We start from the raw sequence: 14,007 nt of genomic DNA on the forward strand, positions 1-14,007 counted from the left end.
GAATGACCTGGTCTCCGAGGGCCACTAGAGCGAGGGCTCAGGCCATCCGGCCAGGTGTCCCATCCATGCCAAGGTGAGCCACGGGCCTGTGACCGTGATGCGCTCACGGTCGCCTGCCAGCTCGAGCACCCATTGGGCCGTGGCGTGGCGGCCCCGGCTGAGTCGGTGCTTGGCCTGCCCCCTCATCACCCGTAGCCCCGTGAGCGGGACGATGACATCACGTCCCTAGAGCCAGTCGGGTTGATGACGGCACGTGTGGTGAAACCGACAAGCTGCACCGCCCCGGCGAAGCGCACACGAGCAGGAGTCGGATCGACGGACCACTCGACGACGTCGGACACCCGCGCTGTTGAGGCCGTCTGCACGCCGCGGAGTCTTCCACAGGCGGCTACGCGAGGCGCCGCCACTCCCCCTCGCTGACAACCTCCACCGTGCCGTCGGCCACCTTGATGGCGGTCTGGTCGTCGATGGCATAGGCCGGACCCGCGATGCCCTCCGCCCACGACTGTGCGTTGGCCAGGGTGTTGGTCGGGAACACGTCCAGGTGCGGGAAGATCGAGAAGTCGACGACACCCAACGTCCTGTCGTCCGGCGCAGACGGCCACTCCACGAAGTAGTCACCGATCCGCGGAGTCATCACCATGCTGCCGGCGCTCACTCCCACCCAGACCAGCTCGGGCAGCGATGGCAACAGGTCGGCCAGGCCTGACTGCCGCATCCAGTGGCAGAGGAACGTCGCGTCCCCGCCGTCCACCAGCAGGACGTCAGCATCGCGGACCCAGGGGACCCAACGTTCCTCGCCGATGCTGGGCAGGGCGGTGAGCTCGAGCACGCCCAGCGACTTCCAGCCCAGGGTGGACATGCCACCCCACGGCGGCAGGCCGCTGACGAAACCTCGCACCGAGGCCGGGCCGCACTGGGGGTGGCCCCATTGCGCCGTGGGGATGCAGAGGGCGTCGGAGTCGGCGATCGGCTTGCCGAGCAGGTCGGTCAGCGCATCGCGGATGCTCCCGTTGGTGACGCCGCCGGACGTGAGAAGAAGCTTCACAGTGCCTCCCGAAATGTGTCTTGTGGGTTCGAGGTACAGACCCGGGGCGCGCGGCTGGGTCATCGCTGTCCCAGGCGCCAATCCAACCAGCGGCACCCGATGGCTCGGTGGGCCGCACCTGACGATTGGCCGAGGCCCCGAGTGGGTAGGACCCAGGCACACCCTCACGGAAGGAGACCGCGATGTCGAAGGATCTCAGTGACAGCAAGAACCGCAAGAACCTGAAGAAGTCGTCGTTCGCGTTGCCCGACGAGGAGAAGTACCCGATCCCTGACATCGAGCACGCTCGGAACGCCTTGGCCCGGGTGGCACAGCATGGCTCCGAGGCCGAGCAGAAGAAGGTCCGGGCCGCCGTGGAGAAGAAGTACCCGAGCCTGAAGAAGGACGACTGACCCGCTGGCGCGAACGGGCGCTCAGCGCGCCTCGTTCTTGAGCCTGCGTCCCATCAGCGCGCCGACGACGTCCTCGGCGCGCCGGCCGTCGTGCACGACGGCCGCGACCTGCTCGATGATCGGCACGTCGACGCCGTGGTCGTGCGCGAGCTGCAGGATCGACTCGCACGACTTCACGCCTTCAGCCGTCTGCTTGGTCACCGCGATGACCTCGGCCACGTCCATCCCGCGCCCGAGGTTGAGCCCGAACGTGCGGTTGCGCGACAGCGGCGACATGCAGGTTGCGATGAGGTCGCCGACGCCAGCCAGCCCCGAGAACGTCACCGGGTCGGCGCCGAGCGCCATGCCGAGGCGCGTCGTCTCGGCGAGACCCCGGGTGATGATCGAGGCCTTGGAGTTGTCGCCCATGCCCAGCCCCTCGGCCATGCCCACCGCGAGCGCGATGACGTTCTTCACTGCTCCGCTGAGCTCGGCGCCGACGACGTCCGTCGTGGTGTACGGGCGGAAGTAGGGCGGGTTCGAGGCTTCTGCCACCCTGGCTGCGACCGCTTCGTCGATGCACGCGACCACACTGGCGGCCGGCTGCTTCAGGGCGATCTCCTTGGCCAGGTTGGGGCCCGAGACGACCACGATGCGCCCGGCATCCACTCCCCCGGCCTCGGCGATCACCTCGCTCATCCGCTTGGTGGTGCCGAGCTCGACACCCTTCATCAGCGAGACGATCGCGGCGTCGGAGGGCAGCACCGCGCCCCAGTTCGCGAGGTTGGCCCGCAAGGTCTGCGACGGCACTGCGAGCACGATGATGTCGGCGCCCTCGGCGGACTCTGCCGGGTCGGTCGTGGCCGTGATGCCAGACGGGAGCGGTATGCCGGGCAGGTAGTCCTCGTTGCTCCCCGCGTTGATCTGGTCGACCACTGCCTGGCGGCGGCCCCACATGCGGACGGTCGTGCCGCCGTCAGCCAGCACCGCGGCATACGCCGTGCCCCAGCTGCCCGTCCCGAACACCGCAGCCGTCGTCATGCGCCTTCTCCCTGCTTGCGGTGGAAGTTCCCTGTCTCGGGCAGCCCGTGCTTGCGGGAGTCGAACCGCTCGGCAGGCGCCTTGGCGCCACGGATGGTCTCGAGCTCCGTCGTGATGGCGGCCATGATGCGGTCGGTCGCCTCGCGGAGCAGGGCCCCGGTCACGGGCTTGTCGTAGAGGTCGCTGAGGTCGACCGGCGGTCCCGCCGTGACGTGCATGGTCTTGCGCGGGAAGAGCCGCAGCCGCTTGCCGTAGGGCGCGAGCAGATCCTGCGGGCCCCACTGGGCAACCGGCACGACGGGGCACCGCGTCGCCAGGGCGATGCGGGCGGCGCCGGTCTTGCCGACCATCGGCCAGATGTCGGGATCGCGCGTCAAGGTGCCCTCGGGGTAGACCGCGACGCACTTGCCGCTCTCGACCGCGGCGACGGCCGCACGGAACGCATCGGCCGCCTGCCCCGTGTTGCGGTAGACCGGGATCTGCTCGGCGCCGCGCAGGATGGCCCCCACCACGGGGATGCGGAAGACACCCTCCTTGCCGAGGAAGAACGGCGGGTGGTCGTTGTCGACGAGGAAGTGCGCAAAGGCGAGGGGGTCGACGTACGAGAGGTGGTTGGGGGCGACGACGAAACCACCGGAGGCCGGCAGGTTCTCCACGCCTCTCCAGTCGCGCTTGGTGATGACCATCAGCAGCGGCCGCAGGATCGCCACCACGAATCGGTAGGCGAAGGGCAGAGCGCGTGCGCCGCGGGCGGTCACGTGTCCTCCATCTCGACGGGAGCGGGTGAGTGAGCATCCTCCCGGCTCGCGGGGTCGGTGTCGAGCAAGCGCGCCAGCACTGGGACGATCGTCGCGATGACCTCTCCCGCCCGCTGGCACCTCGTCGTCCCCGTCAAGGGCGGGGCGAGCGCGAAGTCGCGCCTCCACCCCCCTGCCGGGGTCGGTCGCGAGGACCTTGCCCTGGCCCTCGCCACCGACTGCCTCACCGCCTGCTGCGCCGGTATGCCGCCGGGTCGGGTGCTCGTCGTCACCTCCGACGAGCGGGTGCGAGCGGTGGCTCGTGGGCTGGGCGCGAGGATCGTCGCGGACCCGGGTGCGGGCCTCGACGCCGCCGTGGTGGCGGGTCGCGACCAGGCCGTCGCCACGGATCCTGAGGGGCCGGTGGCGGTGCTGCTGGGAGACCTGCCGTCGCTGCGACCCGATGACCTCGTGTCCGCACTCGCGGTCGCCGTGGCGCATCCGCTGGCACTGGTGCCGGACGCGTCCGGGACGGGGACCGTCCTGCTGACTGCCGTGGAGGGCACGTCCCTGCAGCCGTCGTTCGGTGAGGGGTCCGCGGCCCGGCACGAGGCGGCCGGGCACCACCGCCTGGAGCTCGCCCTGCCCCGGCTGCGCACCGACGTCGACGACGACCGGGCCCTCCGAGCCGCCCTCGCGCTCGGGGTCGGGGCGGCCACCGCGGGCGTCCTCGCGGCGGCCCCGGCTACGCTGCCGCCCATGCAGGCGAGCGTGCACAGCTTCGACGAGGAGACCGGCGCCGGCTCCGCGCTGCTCGACGACGGGCGCGAGGTGCGCTTCAGCTCGGCTGTCTTCGCAGCCAGCGCCCTGAGGCACCTGCGGGTCGGCCAGCGGCTCAGCATCGACCTCGGTGAGGGCACGACGGTCGACCGGCTCTGGATCGTGGGCATCGGCGACGACCAGACGATCGGCTGAACACCAGTCGTGTGAGCCCACCGTCGTCTGGCCCCAGTGTGGGCCGCGATCGGGCGAGGCGGCTCAGCCGACCTCGTAGTCGGCCCCCAAGGAGTCGAGCTTCTCGGAGAACCGCTCGTAACCCCGGTAGATCAGCTCGATGCCGTGCACCTTGGACTGCCCCTCGGCGGCCAGCGCGGCGATGAGGTAGCTGAACCCACCGCGCAGGTCGGGGACCGTGATCTCCGCTCCCTTGAGCGGCGTGGGGCCGGAGATCACGGCGCTGTGGCGGAAGTTGGCCCGGCCGAAGCGGCACGGCGAACCACCCAGGCACTCCTTGTAGAGCTGCACGACTGCGCCCATCTCCCCCAGCGCCTCCGTGAACCCCAGGCGGTTCTCGTAGACCGTCTCGTGGACGATCGACAGCCCCGTGGTCTGGGTCAGGGCGACGACCAGTGGCTGCTGCCAGTCGGTCATGAACCCGGGGTGCACGTCGGTCTCCAGCACGAGCGAGTTGAGGGTGCCCCCGGCGTGCCAGAAGCGGATGCCCTCGTCGTCGATGTCGAAGTCGCCCCCGATCTTCCGGAAGACGTTGAGGAAGGGCATCATCGCCTGCTGCTGGGCGCCGCGGACGTAGATGTCGCCCTTGGTCGCCAGTGCCGCGCAGGCCCACGAACCCGCCTCGATCCGGTCGGGGATGGCCAGGTGGTCGTAACCCCCGAGCTGGTCGACCCCGTCGATCTTGATGACCCGGTCGGTCTCGACGCTGATGATCGCCCCCATCTTCTGGAGCACCGCGATGAGGTCGAGGATCTCGGGCTCGACGGCGGCGTTGCGCAGCTCGGTGACGCCCTGGGCGCGGACCGCGGTCAACAGCACCTGCTCGGTCGTTCCGACGGAGGGGTACGGCAGCTTGATGCGGGTGCCCTTGAGCCCGTTGGCGGCGGTCAGGCGCAGTCCCTCAGGACGCTTCTGGACATCGGCGCCGAACTGGCGCAGCACGTCGAGGTGGTAGTTGATCGGTCGCTCGCCGATGCGACACCCGCCGAGGTCGGGGATGAACGCCTCGCCGAGCCGGTGGAGCAGCGGACCGCAGAGCAGCACCGGCACCCGCGACGATCCGGCGTGCGCGTCGATGTCGGCCACGTGCGCCTGCTCGACGTTCGTGGGGTCGAGCAGCAGCTCGCCGTCCCGGTCGGTCGAGTCGATCTTGACGCCGTGGAGCTCCAGCAGCCCCGACACGATCTTCACGTCGGAGATCTCGGGCACCCCTCGGAGCCGACACGGTCCCTCCGCGAGCAGCGCGGCCACCATCGCCTTGGAGACCAGGTTCTTGGCACCCCTGACCTCGAGGTCGCCGACCAGCGGTACGCCGCCATTCACGGTGAGGATGTCTGCCATGGGCCAAGCATCCCACCCCGCGCTCCGGCCACGCGACGGAGGCCGACACCCGATCGGGTGCCGGCCTCCGTGATGGGGCTGGTGTGACTCAGGCCTTCTTTGCCGCGCGCTTCGTCGCGGCCTTCTTGGCCGGTGCCGCCTTCTTCGCGGGAGCCGCCTTCTTGGCCGGTGCCGCCTTCTTCGCGACTGCCTTCTTCGCGGGCGCGGCCTTCTTGGCCGGCGCCACCTTCTTCGCGGGGGCCGCCTTCTTGGCCGGGGCGGCCTTCTTCACGACCGCCTTCTTCGCGGGAGCCGCCTTCTTCACGACTGCCTTCTTCGCGGGAGCCGCCTTCTTGGCCGGTGCCGCCTTGGTCACGACCGCCTTCTTCGCGGGAGCAGCCTTCTTGGCCGGTGCCGCCTTCTTCGCGGGAGCAGCCTTCTTGGCCGGAGCGGCCTTCTTCGCAGGAGCCGCCTTCTTGGTACCGACGGCGGCAGCCTTGGTGGCCGTGCCCGCAGCTGCACGGGCGCCGGCAACGGCAGCCTTCGGCAGCGAGCGCGGGTTCTTGACGACCTCCTTGAAGGCCGAGCCGGCGCGGAACTTCGGCACCACGGTCTTCTTGATCTTGACGCTGGCACCGGTGCGCGGGTTGCGGCCGGTGCGAGCTGCACGGGCGGCCTGCTCGAACGTTCCGAAGCCGGTGATGGCGACGCTGCCGCCCTTGGCCACCTCGCGGATGACCACGTCCACGACGGCCGTCAGTGCGTCGCTGGCTGCCTTCCGGCTGCCGAGGCGGCTCTCCAGCTCCTTGATCAGTTCTGCCTTGTTCACGTCTTCCCCTTCATAGGGTTGGTGATGCCGGACCCCTTAGCCCGACGAGGGTGAGCGGCCGAGCCAGTGCTCGACTTGGGTCTGACGTTAGGGCGGTTGTGCTTGCGAGTCCACCATCTCGGCGCCCGATCTGTTGTGTCGCAACGGATTGCGGCGCGTCACGAGGCTCTCTGGACAGCCTGGCGCGGCCAAACCCGGCACGCCGGGGACTTCTGGGGCGCGTCGGCATTGATGGTGGAATCCGTTGCAGCACAGGGGTTTTCGTTGGGCTCCAAGGCGATCAAACCACCCCAGAAGTGGAAAAGCCCCCGACGCCGTGCGTCGGGGGCCCGCCCGGCAGGGGCCGGGTGGTGGTTCTCGGCGATTTTTCCGCTCATCGGCGCGCCGCGCGCCTCAAGCCACCGTCGTGGAGGGCTTGTATGCCGGTCGGTGGCTCTCGAACTCCGTCACGTCCTGCTCGTGGCGCAGGGTCAGGCTGATGTCGTCGAGGCCCTCCAGCAACCGCCACCGGGTGTAGTCGTCGACCTCGAAAGGGGCCACGATGTCGCCGGCGGTGACGGTGCGCGACACGAGGTCGACCGTCACCGAGGCGCCCGGCTCGTTCTCGAGGTACTTCCAGATCAGCTCGATGTCGTCCTGGGCGAGCTGGGCCGTGAGCAGCCCCTGCTTGCCGCTGTTCCCGCGGAAGATGTCCGCGAAGCGCGACGACAGCACGACCCGGAAGCCGTAGTTGAGCAACGCCCAGACCGCGTGCTCGCGCGACGACCCCGTACCGAAGTCCGCGCCGGCGACGAGCACCGACCCCGCGGCATACGAGGGGTGGTTGAGGATGAAGGTCTCGTCCTTGCGCCAGGCCGCGAAGAGGCCGTCCTCGAACCCGGTGCGGGTCACCCGCTTGAGGTAGACGGCCGGGATGATCTGGTCGGTGTCGACGTTGCTGCGGCGCAACGGCACACCGATGCCGGTGTGGGTCGTGAAGGCATCCATCACTTGCTCCCCTCGGAGGTGGCGTCGACGAGGTCGGCCGGGCTCGACAGCGTGCCGCGCAATGCGGTGGCCGCGGCGACGAGCGGGCTCACGAGGTGGGTGCGGCCACCCTTGCCCTGCCGGCCCTCGAAGTTGCGGTTGGACGTGGAGGCACTGCGCTCACCGGGGGCGAGCTGGTCGGGGTTCATGCCCAGGCACATCGAGCACCCCGGGAGGCGCCACTCGGCCCCGGCGTCGGTGAACACCTGGTCGAGGCCCTCCTCCTCGGCCTGCAGCCGCACCCGGGCCGAGCCCGGGACGACGAGCATGCGGACGCCGTCGGCGACCTTGCGACCCTTGACCACCTCGGCCGCGGCGCGCAGGTCCTCGATCCGCCCGTTCGTGCAGGAGCCGACGAAGACCGTGTCGACCCGGATCTCGCGCAGCGGGGTGCCTGCGGTCAGCCCCATGTAGTCGAGGGCGTGCTGGGCAGCGGCCTTCTCGTTGTCGTCACCCATCGTCTCGGGGTCGGGCACCGACTCGCCGAGCGGCAGCCCCTGACCGGGGTTGGTGCCCCAGGTGACGAACGGCGTCAGCGTGTTTGCGTCGAGGTGGACCTCAGCGTCGAAGACCGCATCGTCGTCGCTGCGCAGCGTGCTCCAGTCGGCGACGGCGGCGTCCCAGTCCGTGCCCGTCGGGGCGTGCTCGCGTCCCTGCAGGTAGTCGAACGTGGTCTGGTCGGGCGCGATCATGCCCGCGCGGGCACCCGCCTCGATCGACATGTTGCAGACTGTCATCCGGGCTTCCATGGACAGCGCGCGGATGGCGCTCCCCCGGTACTCCAGGACGTACCCCTGCCCGCCACCCGTGCCGATCTTGGCGATGACGGCGAGCGTGATGTCCTTCGCCGTCACGCCGGGCTGGAGCTCGCCCTCGACGTTGACGGCCATCGTGCGGAACGGCTTGAGCGGCAGCGTCTGGGTGGCCAGCACGTGCTCCACCTCGGACGTGCCGATACCGAAGGCCAGCGCGCCGAACGCGCCGTGCGTGGACGTGTGGGAGTCGCCGCAGACGATCGTCATGCCGGGCTGGGTCAGGCCGCGCTGCGGCCCGACCACGTGCACGATGCCCTGCTCGGCGTGGCCCATGGGAAACAGGCGGACCCCGAACTCCTCGCAGTTGCGGCGGAGCGTGTCGACCTGAGTCTTGCTCACCAGGTCGGTGATCGGGCCGGGTGTCGTCGGGACGTTGTGGTCCTCGGTCGCGAGCGTGAGGTCGGGACGACGGACCGTGCGGCCCGCGAGCCGGAGCCCGTCGAAGGCCTGCGGCGAGGTGACTTCGTGGATCAGGTGGAGGTCGATGTAGAGCAGGTCCGGCTCGCCCTCGGCGCGCCGCACCACATGCGCTTCCCAGACCTTCTCGGCCAGCGTTCCTGACACGTCTTCCACCCTCTTGTCCTGTTTGCGGCCCATCTGGGCACGGCCGTGGTCGTGCCCTGTCGTGAGCACGGCGTTGTGCTGCAATCCGAGGTTCGCACGCGAGACACGCCCACGGATTTGCGTCTCAGCGAATGAGACGTCAATATCAAGCCATGGACACAACCAGTGGAGTCGGCGTTCTCGACAAGGCAGCCATCGTCCTCGGCGCCCTCGAGGCCGGTCCGTCGACCCTCGCCCAGCTGGTCACGGCCACCGGCCTGGCCCGCCCCACTGCCCACCGGCTGGCCGTCGCCCTCGAGCACCACCGCCTCGTCACGCGCGACCTCCAGGGCCGTTTCGTGCTCGGCCCCCGGCTGGCCGAGCTCGCTGCCGCCGCGGGCGAGGACCGCCTGCTGGCTGCCGCCGGCCCGGTGCTCGGAGCGCTGCGCGACCACACGAACGAGAGCGCCCAGCTGTTCCGGCGCCAGGGCGACCACCGCATCTGCGTGTCCGCCGCCGAGCGGCCGGTGGGCCTGCGTGACTCCATCCCGATCGGCGCGACGCTGTCCATGCTCGCCGGCTCCGCCGCCCAGGTGCTCCTCGCCTGGGAGGAGCCCGACCGCCTCCACCGCGGCCTGCACGGCGCCAAGTTCACCGCGACGACGCTCTCCGGCGTCCGCCGCCGTGGCTGGGCACAGAGCGTCGGCGAGCGCGAGGCGGGAGTGGCCTCCGTGTCCGCGCCGGTGCGTGGCCCGTCCGGCCGCGTCGTCGCCGCGGTGTCCATCTCGGGTCCGATCGAGCGGCTCTCCCGCCAGCCCGGTCGCCTGCACGCCGCGACCGTGATCGCGGGCGCGAACAAGCTGACCGAGGTGCTCGCCCGTCACCACGCACAGCAACAGCAGCAGAACCACGCCTGACCCGATCCCGCGGCGCACCGTCCCACCCTCGACGACCACCGGAGGTATGCCGCGTGGCCCCAGCCGGCCACGCGGCATACCACTGCCCCCACCCTTGCGACTTGTTGCCCAGCGGTGGCCAGCGACGCCCCGAAAGTCGTGGTCGGTGACGACCTGCGCGCAACAAGACGCGAGGGGCCGGGGCCGGGACCTCAGGGGCCGGACATGGGAGAAGCCTCCGTCCGGGGACGGAGGCTTCTACTGGTAGCCCCGACGGGATTCGAACCCGCGCTACCGCCTTGAGAGGGCGGCGTGCTAGGCCGCTACACAACGGGGCCCTAGCTGGTTGCCCGTGCACTCTGCAGTGCGCGGGCAGCGGAGAGAACCATACCGGCAGGAAGTGGATTTCTCCGAATCGGCGTGTGCCACAAGGGCTTGCGCCTGAGCTGGGGTACCAGGACTCGAACCTAGAATGACGGTACCAGAAACCGTAGTGTTGCCAATTACACCATACCCCAAGGGGGTATCACTTCCAGCGCGCCCGAAGGCCTTCATGGGAGTGAACCGAGACGCGATACTACCGGCCCGCCGGTCGCGTTCCCAAATCGGCTCCGTCGCCCCGCCGGGCGGACGGTCAGGAACCGGCGAGGTCGTCGTGCAGCCGGTGCAGCCGGGCCAGGGTCGAGGTCTTGCCGAGGATCTCCATCGACTCGAAGAGCGGCGGGCTGATCCGCTGGCCGGAGACCGCGGTGCGCAGCGGCCCGAACGCGAACTTGGGCTTGATGCCCATCTCCTCGACGATCGCCGCGCGCAGGGCTGCCTCGATGGCGGGGGCGGTCCAGCCGCTGTCCGACCCGAGCACCCCGGAGCGGGTGTCGTCGACGTCCTCGAGGGCCTTGAGCGCGGCCGCCAGCACCGCACCCGAGTCGTCCTTGAGCTGGGCCCGAGCGTCCTCGGCGACCTCGATCTCGTCGTCACCGATGAAGAACGGCCGCACCAGTGCGCTGGCCTCCGTGAGCAGCACCATTCGGGTCTGGATGAGCTCCGTGACCTTCTCCAGCCGGGCGAGCTGACCCAGGCTCGGGTTGTCACCGAGCACCCCGTCGGACTCGAGGAACGGCAGCAACCGTGAGGCCAGCTCCCCCACGTCGAGGCTTCGGACGTACACACCGTTGAGCCAGTCGAGCTTCTTGAGGTCGAAGATCGGGCCGACCGGGTTGACCTTCTTCCAGTCGAAGTCCTGGCTGAACTCCTCGAACGTGAAAATCTCCACGTCCTCGCCGTCGGGGCCCTGCTTCGGCGGATAGGCAAGCAGCGCAAGGAAGTTCACCAAGGCTTCGGGCAGGTAGCCCTGTTCCTTGAACCACGTGAGGCGCGCAGCGGGGTTCTTGCGCTTGGAGATCTTGGACTTGTCGGTGTTGCGCAGCAGCGGCATGTGCGCGAACTTCGGCGGCTCCAGCCCGAGGTCCTTGGAGAGCTGGATGTGCTTGGGAGTGCTGGAGATCCACTCCTCACCGCGCACGACGTGGGTGATCCCCATCTCATGGTCGTCGACGACGACGGCGAGGTGGTAGGTCGGGAAACCGTCGCCCTTGAGGATCACCTGGTCGTCAGGACGCGGAGCGGAGACACGGCCACGGATGAGGTCGTCGAAGGTCAGCTCGACGTCCTCGGGGATGAGCATCCGCACGACGGGGGTCTCGTTGAAGCCCGGCAGGTCGGCCCGCTCCTCGCGGGTCTTGCCGTGGCAGAGCCGGTCGTAGCCGGTGGGCTGCTTGAGCTTCTGCTGCATGTCGCGCATCTGCGCGAGGCGCTCGGTCGAGCACCAGCAGTGGTACGCACGACCGTCGGCCAGCAGCCGCTCGACGTAGGGACGGTAGGTGTCCAGCCGCTCCGACTGCCGGTACGGCGCGTAGGGACCGCCGACGTCCGGGCCCTCGTCCCACTGCAGCCCGAGCCAGTGCAGCGTCTCGAAGACCTGCTTCTCGCTGTCCTCGCGGAACCGCGCCCGGTCGGTGTCCTCGATGCGCAGCACGAACGACCCGCCCTGCTGTCGCGCGAAAGCCAGGTTGAACAGCGACATGTAGGCGGTGCCGACGTGCGGGTCACCCGTGGGTGACGGCGCGACGCGGAGGCGGGGTGCGGTGGCGGGCGTCTCAGTCATGGTGCCCCGATTCTAGGGACCACGCACACAGGTGCCGTATGCCGCGTGGCCGGCCGCGCGGCATACCTCCGCTCAGCGGCGCACGAAGGTGTTGCTGAGCGTGCCGATGCCCTCGATCTCCACGTCCACCCGCTGGCCCGGCTCGACGAGCCCGACTCCCGCCGGCGTGCCGGTGAGGATCACGTCACCGGGCAGGAGGGTGAAGGCCGCACTGACGTAGGACACCAGGGTCTCGACGTCGAAGATCATGTCCGCGGTGCGGCCGTCCTGGCGGGTCTCGCCGTCGATCCGGCTCTGGATGCGCAGGTCGGAGACGTCGAGGTCGGTGCTGATCCAGGGACCCAAGGGCTTGGAGGTGTCGAAACCCTTGGCCCTGGCCCACTGTCCGTCGCCGCGCTGCCAGTCACGCGCGGTCACGTCGTTGGCACAGGTGTAGCCGTAGACGACCTCTGACACCCGCTCGCGAGGGACGTCCTTGGCGATCCGGCCGATGACGACGGCGAGCTCGCCCTCGTAGGAGATCTCCTGGGCGCCGGCAGGCATGACGATGGGGTCTCCGGGACCGACGACCGCGGTGTTGGGGACGAGGAACATCAACGGCTGCGCCGGGGGTTCGCCACCCATCTCCTTGGCGTGGTCGGCGTAGTTGCGACCGATGCCGATCACCTTGCTGCGCGGGATCACCGGTGCGAGGAGTCGGGCCTCCTCGAGTGGCACGGTCTCGCCGGTCAGCACGATCGGCTGGTAGAGCGGGTCGCCCTGGACCTGGGCGATGAACTCTCGGCCCGGCTCCCCCTCGACGATGCCGTAGGAGGGGTCCTCACCGGTGGTGTATCTCGCGATGCGCACCCGTGGAGCCTATCCGGGCTCCGGGTCCGCTGCGGCACACCCTCAGCGGGCCGAGAACTCGCGGCGGTAGCGCTGCGGTGACGTGCCCACGACGGTCTGGAAGTGGGTGCGCAGCAACGCTGCCGACCCGAACCCGCTGTGCGACGCGACAGACTCCACCGGCAGGTCGGTCGACTCGAGCAGCTCGCGCGCGCGCAGCACCCGCTGCTGGACGAGCCACTTGTGCGGCGTCGTGCCGGTCTCGGCGACGAACCGGCGGGCGAAGGTGCGTTCGGACATCATCGCGAGGCGGGCCAGCTCGGGCACCGTGTGGGGAGCGTCGAGGTTCTCGGTGATGTGGTTGAGCACCGGCTGCATGCTCTCGCAGTCGGTCTCGGGCAAAGGCGCCTCGACGTACTGGCGCTGGCCCCCGTCCCGTTGCGGGGGCACCACCATCCGGCGCGCGATCCGTGTGGCCACTGTCGAGCCGAGCTCGCGCCGCACGAGGTGGAGCACCGCGTCGATGCCCGCCGCCGTGCCGGCGCCAGTGACGATCTGCCCGTGGTCGAGGTAGAGCACGTCCATCGACACGGTGGTCTTGGGGAAGCGCCGGGCAAAGGACTCGGCATACCGCCAGTGCGTCACCGCGGTCAGCCCGTCGAGCAGTCCGGTCTCGCCGAGGATGAACGCCCCCGTGCAGATCGACAGGATGGTGGCACCGCGGGCGTGGGCTCCGCGGATCACGTCGAGCAGCTCCTCCGGGTAGGAGTCGCGCACCCCACCGGCGGGCATCACGACGAGGTCCGCGTCGAGGGCGTCCTGCCACTGGTGGGTCGGCGTCAGGGCGCCGCCGCTGGTCGTCGGGACGGGCGCACCGGCAGTCTCGCCGCACATCATGAAGGTGAACGGCGGCACCCCGTCGTCGGTGCGGTCCAACCCGAAGACCTCGCACGCGATGGCGGTCTCGAACATGGCGACGGGGTCGGTGATGAGTGCGGCGATCGTGGACAGGGCCATGCACGGCAGTATGGCAGAAAAACCGCCCCTCGCGTCAGTTCTGCCACTCGTGGCTGCATTCGGGTGAGCGCATGATTACAGACATGGAAATCATCGTTCTCATCGCCTTTGTCACTGCGTTGGTCTTCGCCATCGAGCGTCACCACCGCCGCACCTGGTCGCTCCCCCACGCACCGCACGGAGCCGACTCCACCATCGCCTTCAGCGACCTCGACCACGACTGGGACCGCGTCCTGCACGACGTCACCGCCCGTTCGTGACCGCCCGCGCCCGCAAGACGGTCGTTGCTCGACGAAACGGCGTCCACAGATCCCGTTYCATCGAGCAACGGCCGTGTTGCCTGCGGCGGCCGCTGTCC

14 protein-coding genes and 2 tRNA genes are annotated in these 14,007 nt (G+C 69.7%); 4 read left to right on the plus strand and 12 right to left on the minus strand.

The genetic code is table 11. From position 1 onward, the window contains the following. Positions 1 to 388 precede the first annotated feature (388 nt). On the minus strand, positions 389 to 1,048 hold the full coding sequence (locus AC1DX8_RS06675) for a Type 1 glutamine amidotransferase-like domain-containing protein (RefSeq protein ID WP_477629135.1): 660 nt from the start codon (positions 1,046 to 1,048) through the stop codon (positions 389 to 391). Positions 1,049 to 1,230: 182 nt separating this feature from the next. On the opposite strand from AC1DX8_RS06675, the gene AC1DX8_RS06680 reads away from it, so the two are divergent. After that, the gene (locus tag AC1DX8_RS06680; RefSeq protein ID WP_477629136.1) at positions 1,231 to 1,440 is read left to right on the plus strand and encodes a DUF6582 domain-containing protein; all 210 of its coding nucleotides are present in this window, start codon (positions 1,231 to 1,233) and stop codon (positions 1,438 to 1,440) included. A gap of 21 nt (positions 1,441 to 1,461) precedes the next feature. Here AC1DX8_RS06680 and AC1DX8_RS06685 read toward each other — a convergent pair whose 3' ends face one another. Both AC1DX8_RS06685 and AC1DX8_RS06690 read right to left on the minus strand, forming a co-directional pair. Further along, the gene (locus tag AC1DX8_RS06685; RefSeq protein ID WP_477629137.1) at positions 1,462 to 2,460 is read right to left on the minus strand and encodes an NAD(P)H-dependent glycerol-3-phosphate dehydrogenase; all 999 of its coding nucleotides are present in this window, start codon (positions 2,458 to 2,460) and stop codon (positions 1,462 to 1,464) included. Further along, complete coding sequence (locus AC1DX8_RS06690; RefSeq protein ID WP_477629237.1) at positions 2,457 to 3,146, minus strand: lysophospholipid acyltransferase family protein; 690 nt, start codon at positions 3,144 to 3,146, stop codon at positions 2,457 to 2,459. Before AC1DX8_RS06690 ends, AC1DX8_RS06685 begins: the two co-directional genes overlap by 4 nt. 168 nt (positions 3,147 to 3,314) lie before the next feature. Here AC1DX8_RS06690 and cofC point away from each other — a divergent pair, with 168 nt between their 5' ends. Further along, complete coding sequence (gene cofC, locus AC1DX8_RS06695) at positions 3,315 to 4,172, plus strand: 2-phospho-L-lactate guanylyltransferase (RefSeq protein WP_477629138.1); 858 nt, start codon at positions 3,315 to 3,317, stop codon at positions 4,170 to 4,172. Positions 4,173 to 4,235: 63 nt separating this feature from the next. Here the strand turns inward: cofC and murA are convergent, their stop codons facing one another. The 4 genes from murA to leuC all read right to left on the minus strand — a co-directional run bounded on the left by murA (position 4,236) and on the right by leuC (position 8,765). Beyond that, complete coding sequence (gene murA, locus AC1DX8_RS06700; protein WP_477629139.1) at positions 4,236 to 5,552, minus strand: UDP-N-acetylglucosamine 1-carboxyvinyltransferase; 1,317 nt, start codon at positions 5,550 to 5,552, stop codon at positions 4,236 to 4,238. Between the two features lie 88 nt (positions 5,553 to 5,640). Next, entirely contained in the window at positions 5,641 to 6,360 is a 720-nt protein-coding gene (locus AC1DX8_RS06705; RefSeq protein WP_477629140.1) for an HU family DNA-binding protein, read from the minus strand. A 393-nt stretch (positions 6,361 to 6,753) separates the two neighbouring features. Then, positions 6,754 to 7,347, minus strand: coding sequence for a 3-isopropylmalate dehydratase small subunit (gene leuD, locus AC1DX8_RS06710; RefSeq protein ID WP_477629141.1), 594 nt, complete (start codon positions 7,345 to 7,347; stop codon positions 6,754 to 6,756). Next, entirely contained in the window at positions 7,347 to 8,765 is a 1,419-nt protein-coding gene (gene leuC, locus AC1DX8_RS06715; RefSeq protein ID WP_477629142.1) for a 3-isopropylmalate dehydratase large subunit, read from the minus strand. Before leuC ends, leuD begins: the two co-directional genes overlap by 1 nt. 152 nt (positions 8,766 to 8,917) lie before the next feature. Here leuC and AC1DX8_RS06720 point away from each other — a divergent pair, with 152 nt between their 5' ends. Next, positions 8,918 to 9,661, plus strand: coding sequence for an IclR family transcriptional regulator (locus AC1DX8_RS06720; RefSeq protein WP_056922488.1), 744 nt, complete (start codon positions 8,918 to 8,920; stop codon positions 9,659 to 9,661). Between the two features lie 241 nt (positions 9,662 to 9,902). Here AC1DX8_RS06720 and AC1DX8_RS06725 read toward each other — a convergent pair. From AC1DX8_RS06725 to AC1DX8_RS06745, 5 genes are all read right to left on the minus strand, one after another. Further along, positions 9,903 to 9,978 (minus strand) — tRNA-Glu (locus tag AC1DX8_RS06725). Positions 9,979 to 10,086: 108 nt separating this feature from the next. Continuing rightward, positions 10,087 to 10,158: transfer RNA gene (locus AC1DX8_RS06730), tRNA-Gln, on the minus strand. Between the two features lie 116 nt (positions 10,159 to 10,274). Beyond that, complete coding sequence (gene gltX / locus AC1DX8_RS06735) at positions 10,275 to 11,804, minus strand: glutamate--tRNA ligase (protein ID WP_477629143.1); 1,530 nt, start codon at positions 11,802 to 11,804, stop codon at positions 10,275 to 10,277. A 72-nt stretch (positions 11,805 to 11,876) separates the two neighbouring features. Beyond that, positions 11,877 to 12,653 carry a fumarylacetoacetate hydrolase family protein gene (locus tag AC1DX8_RS06740; protein ID WP_477629144.1) on the minus strand — a complete coding sequence of 259 codons (777 nt, stop codon included), beginning with the start codon at positions 12,651 to 12,653 and terminating at the stop codon, positions 11,877 to 11,879. 42 nt (positions 12,654 to 12,695) lie between these two features. Then, positions 12,696 to 13,649 (minus strand): GlxA family transcriptional regulator, encoded by a 954-nt coding sequence (locus AC1DX8_RS06745; RefSeq protein ID WP_477629145.1) that lies wholly within the window; start codon positions 13,647 to 13,649, stop codon positions 12,696 to 12,698. Positions 13,650 to 13,732: 83 nt separating this feature from the next. Here AC1DX8_RS06745 and AC1DX8_RS06750 point away from each other — a divergent pair, with 83 nt between their 5' ends. Further along, on the plus strand, positions 13,733 to 13,909 hold the full coding sequence (locus tag AC1DX8_RS06750) for a hypothetical protein (RefSeq protein WP_477629146.1): 177 nt from the start codon (positions 13,733 to 13,735) through the stop codon (positions 13,907 to 13,909). Positions 13,910 to 14,007: the final 98 nt, after the last annotated feature.

The sequence above is a fragment of the Pedococcus sp. P2_A3 genome, from assembly GCF_056405035.1.

Bases quoted from the DNA above. Each gene is read 5' to 3' on its own strand.
- AC1DX8_RS06680 (WP_477629136.1), top strand. From the start codon at position 1,231: ATGTCGAAGGATCTCAGTGACAGCAAGAACCGCAAGAACCTGAAGAAG.
- AC1DX8_RS06685 (WP_477629137.1), bottom strand. From the start codon at position 2,460: ATGACGACGGCTGCGGTGTTCGGGACGGGCAGCTGGGGCACGGCGTAT.
- AC1DX8_RS06690 (WP_477629237.1), bottom strand. From the start codon at position 3,146: ATGGTCATCACCAAGCGCGACTGGAGAGGCGTGGAGAACCTGCCGGCC.
- cofC (WP_477629138.1), top strand. From the start codon at position 3,315: ATGACCTCTCCCGCCCGCTGGCACCTCGTCGTCCCCGTCAAGGGCGGG.
- murA (WP_477629139.1), bottom strand. From the start codon at position 5,552: ATGGCAGACATCCTCACCGTGAATGGCGGCGTACCGCTGGTCGGCGAC.
- leuD (WP_477629141.1), bottom strand. From the start codon at position 7,347: ATGGATGCCTTCACGACCCACACCGGCATCGGTGTGCCGTTGCGCCGC.
- AC1DX8_RS06720 (WP_056922488.1), top strand. From the start codon at position 8,918: ATGGACACAACCAGTGGAGTCGGCGTTCTCGACAAGGCAGCCATCGTC.
- gltX (WP_477629143.1), bottom strand. From the start codon at position 11,804: ATGACTGAGACGCCCGCCACCGCACCCCGCCTCCGCGTCGCGCCGTCA.
- AC1DX8_RS06745 (WP_477629145.1), bottom strand. From the start codon at position 13,649: ATGGCCCTGTCCACGATCGCCGCACTCATCACCGACCCCGTCGCCATG.
- AC1DX8_RS06750 (WP_477629146.1), top strand. From the start codon at position 13,733: ATGGAAATCATCGTTCTCATCGCCTTTGTCACTGCGTTGGTCTTCGCC.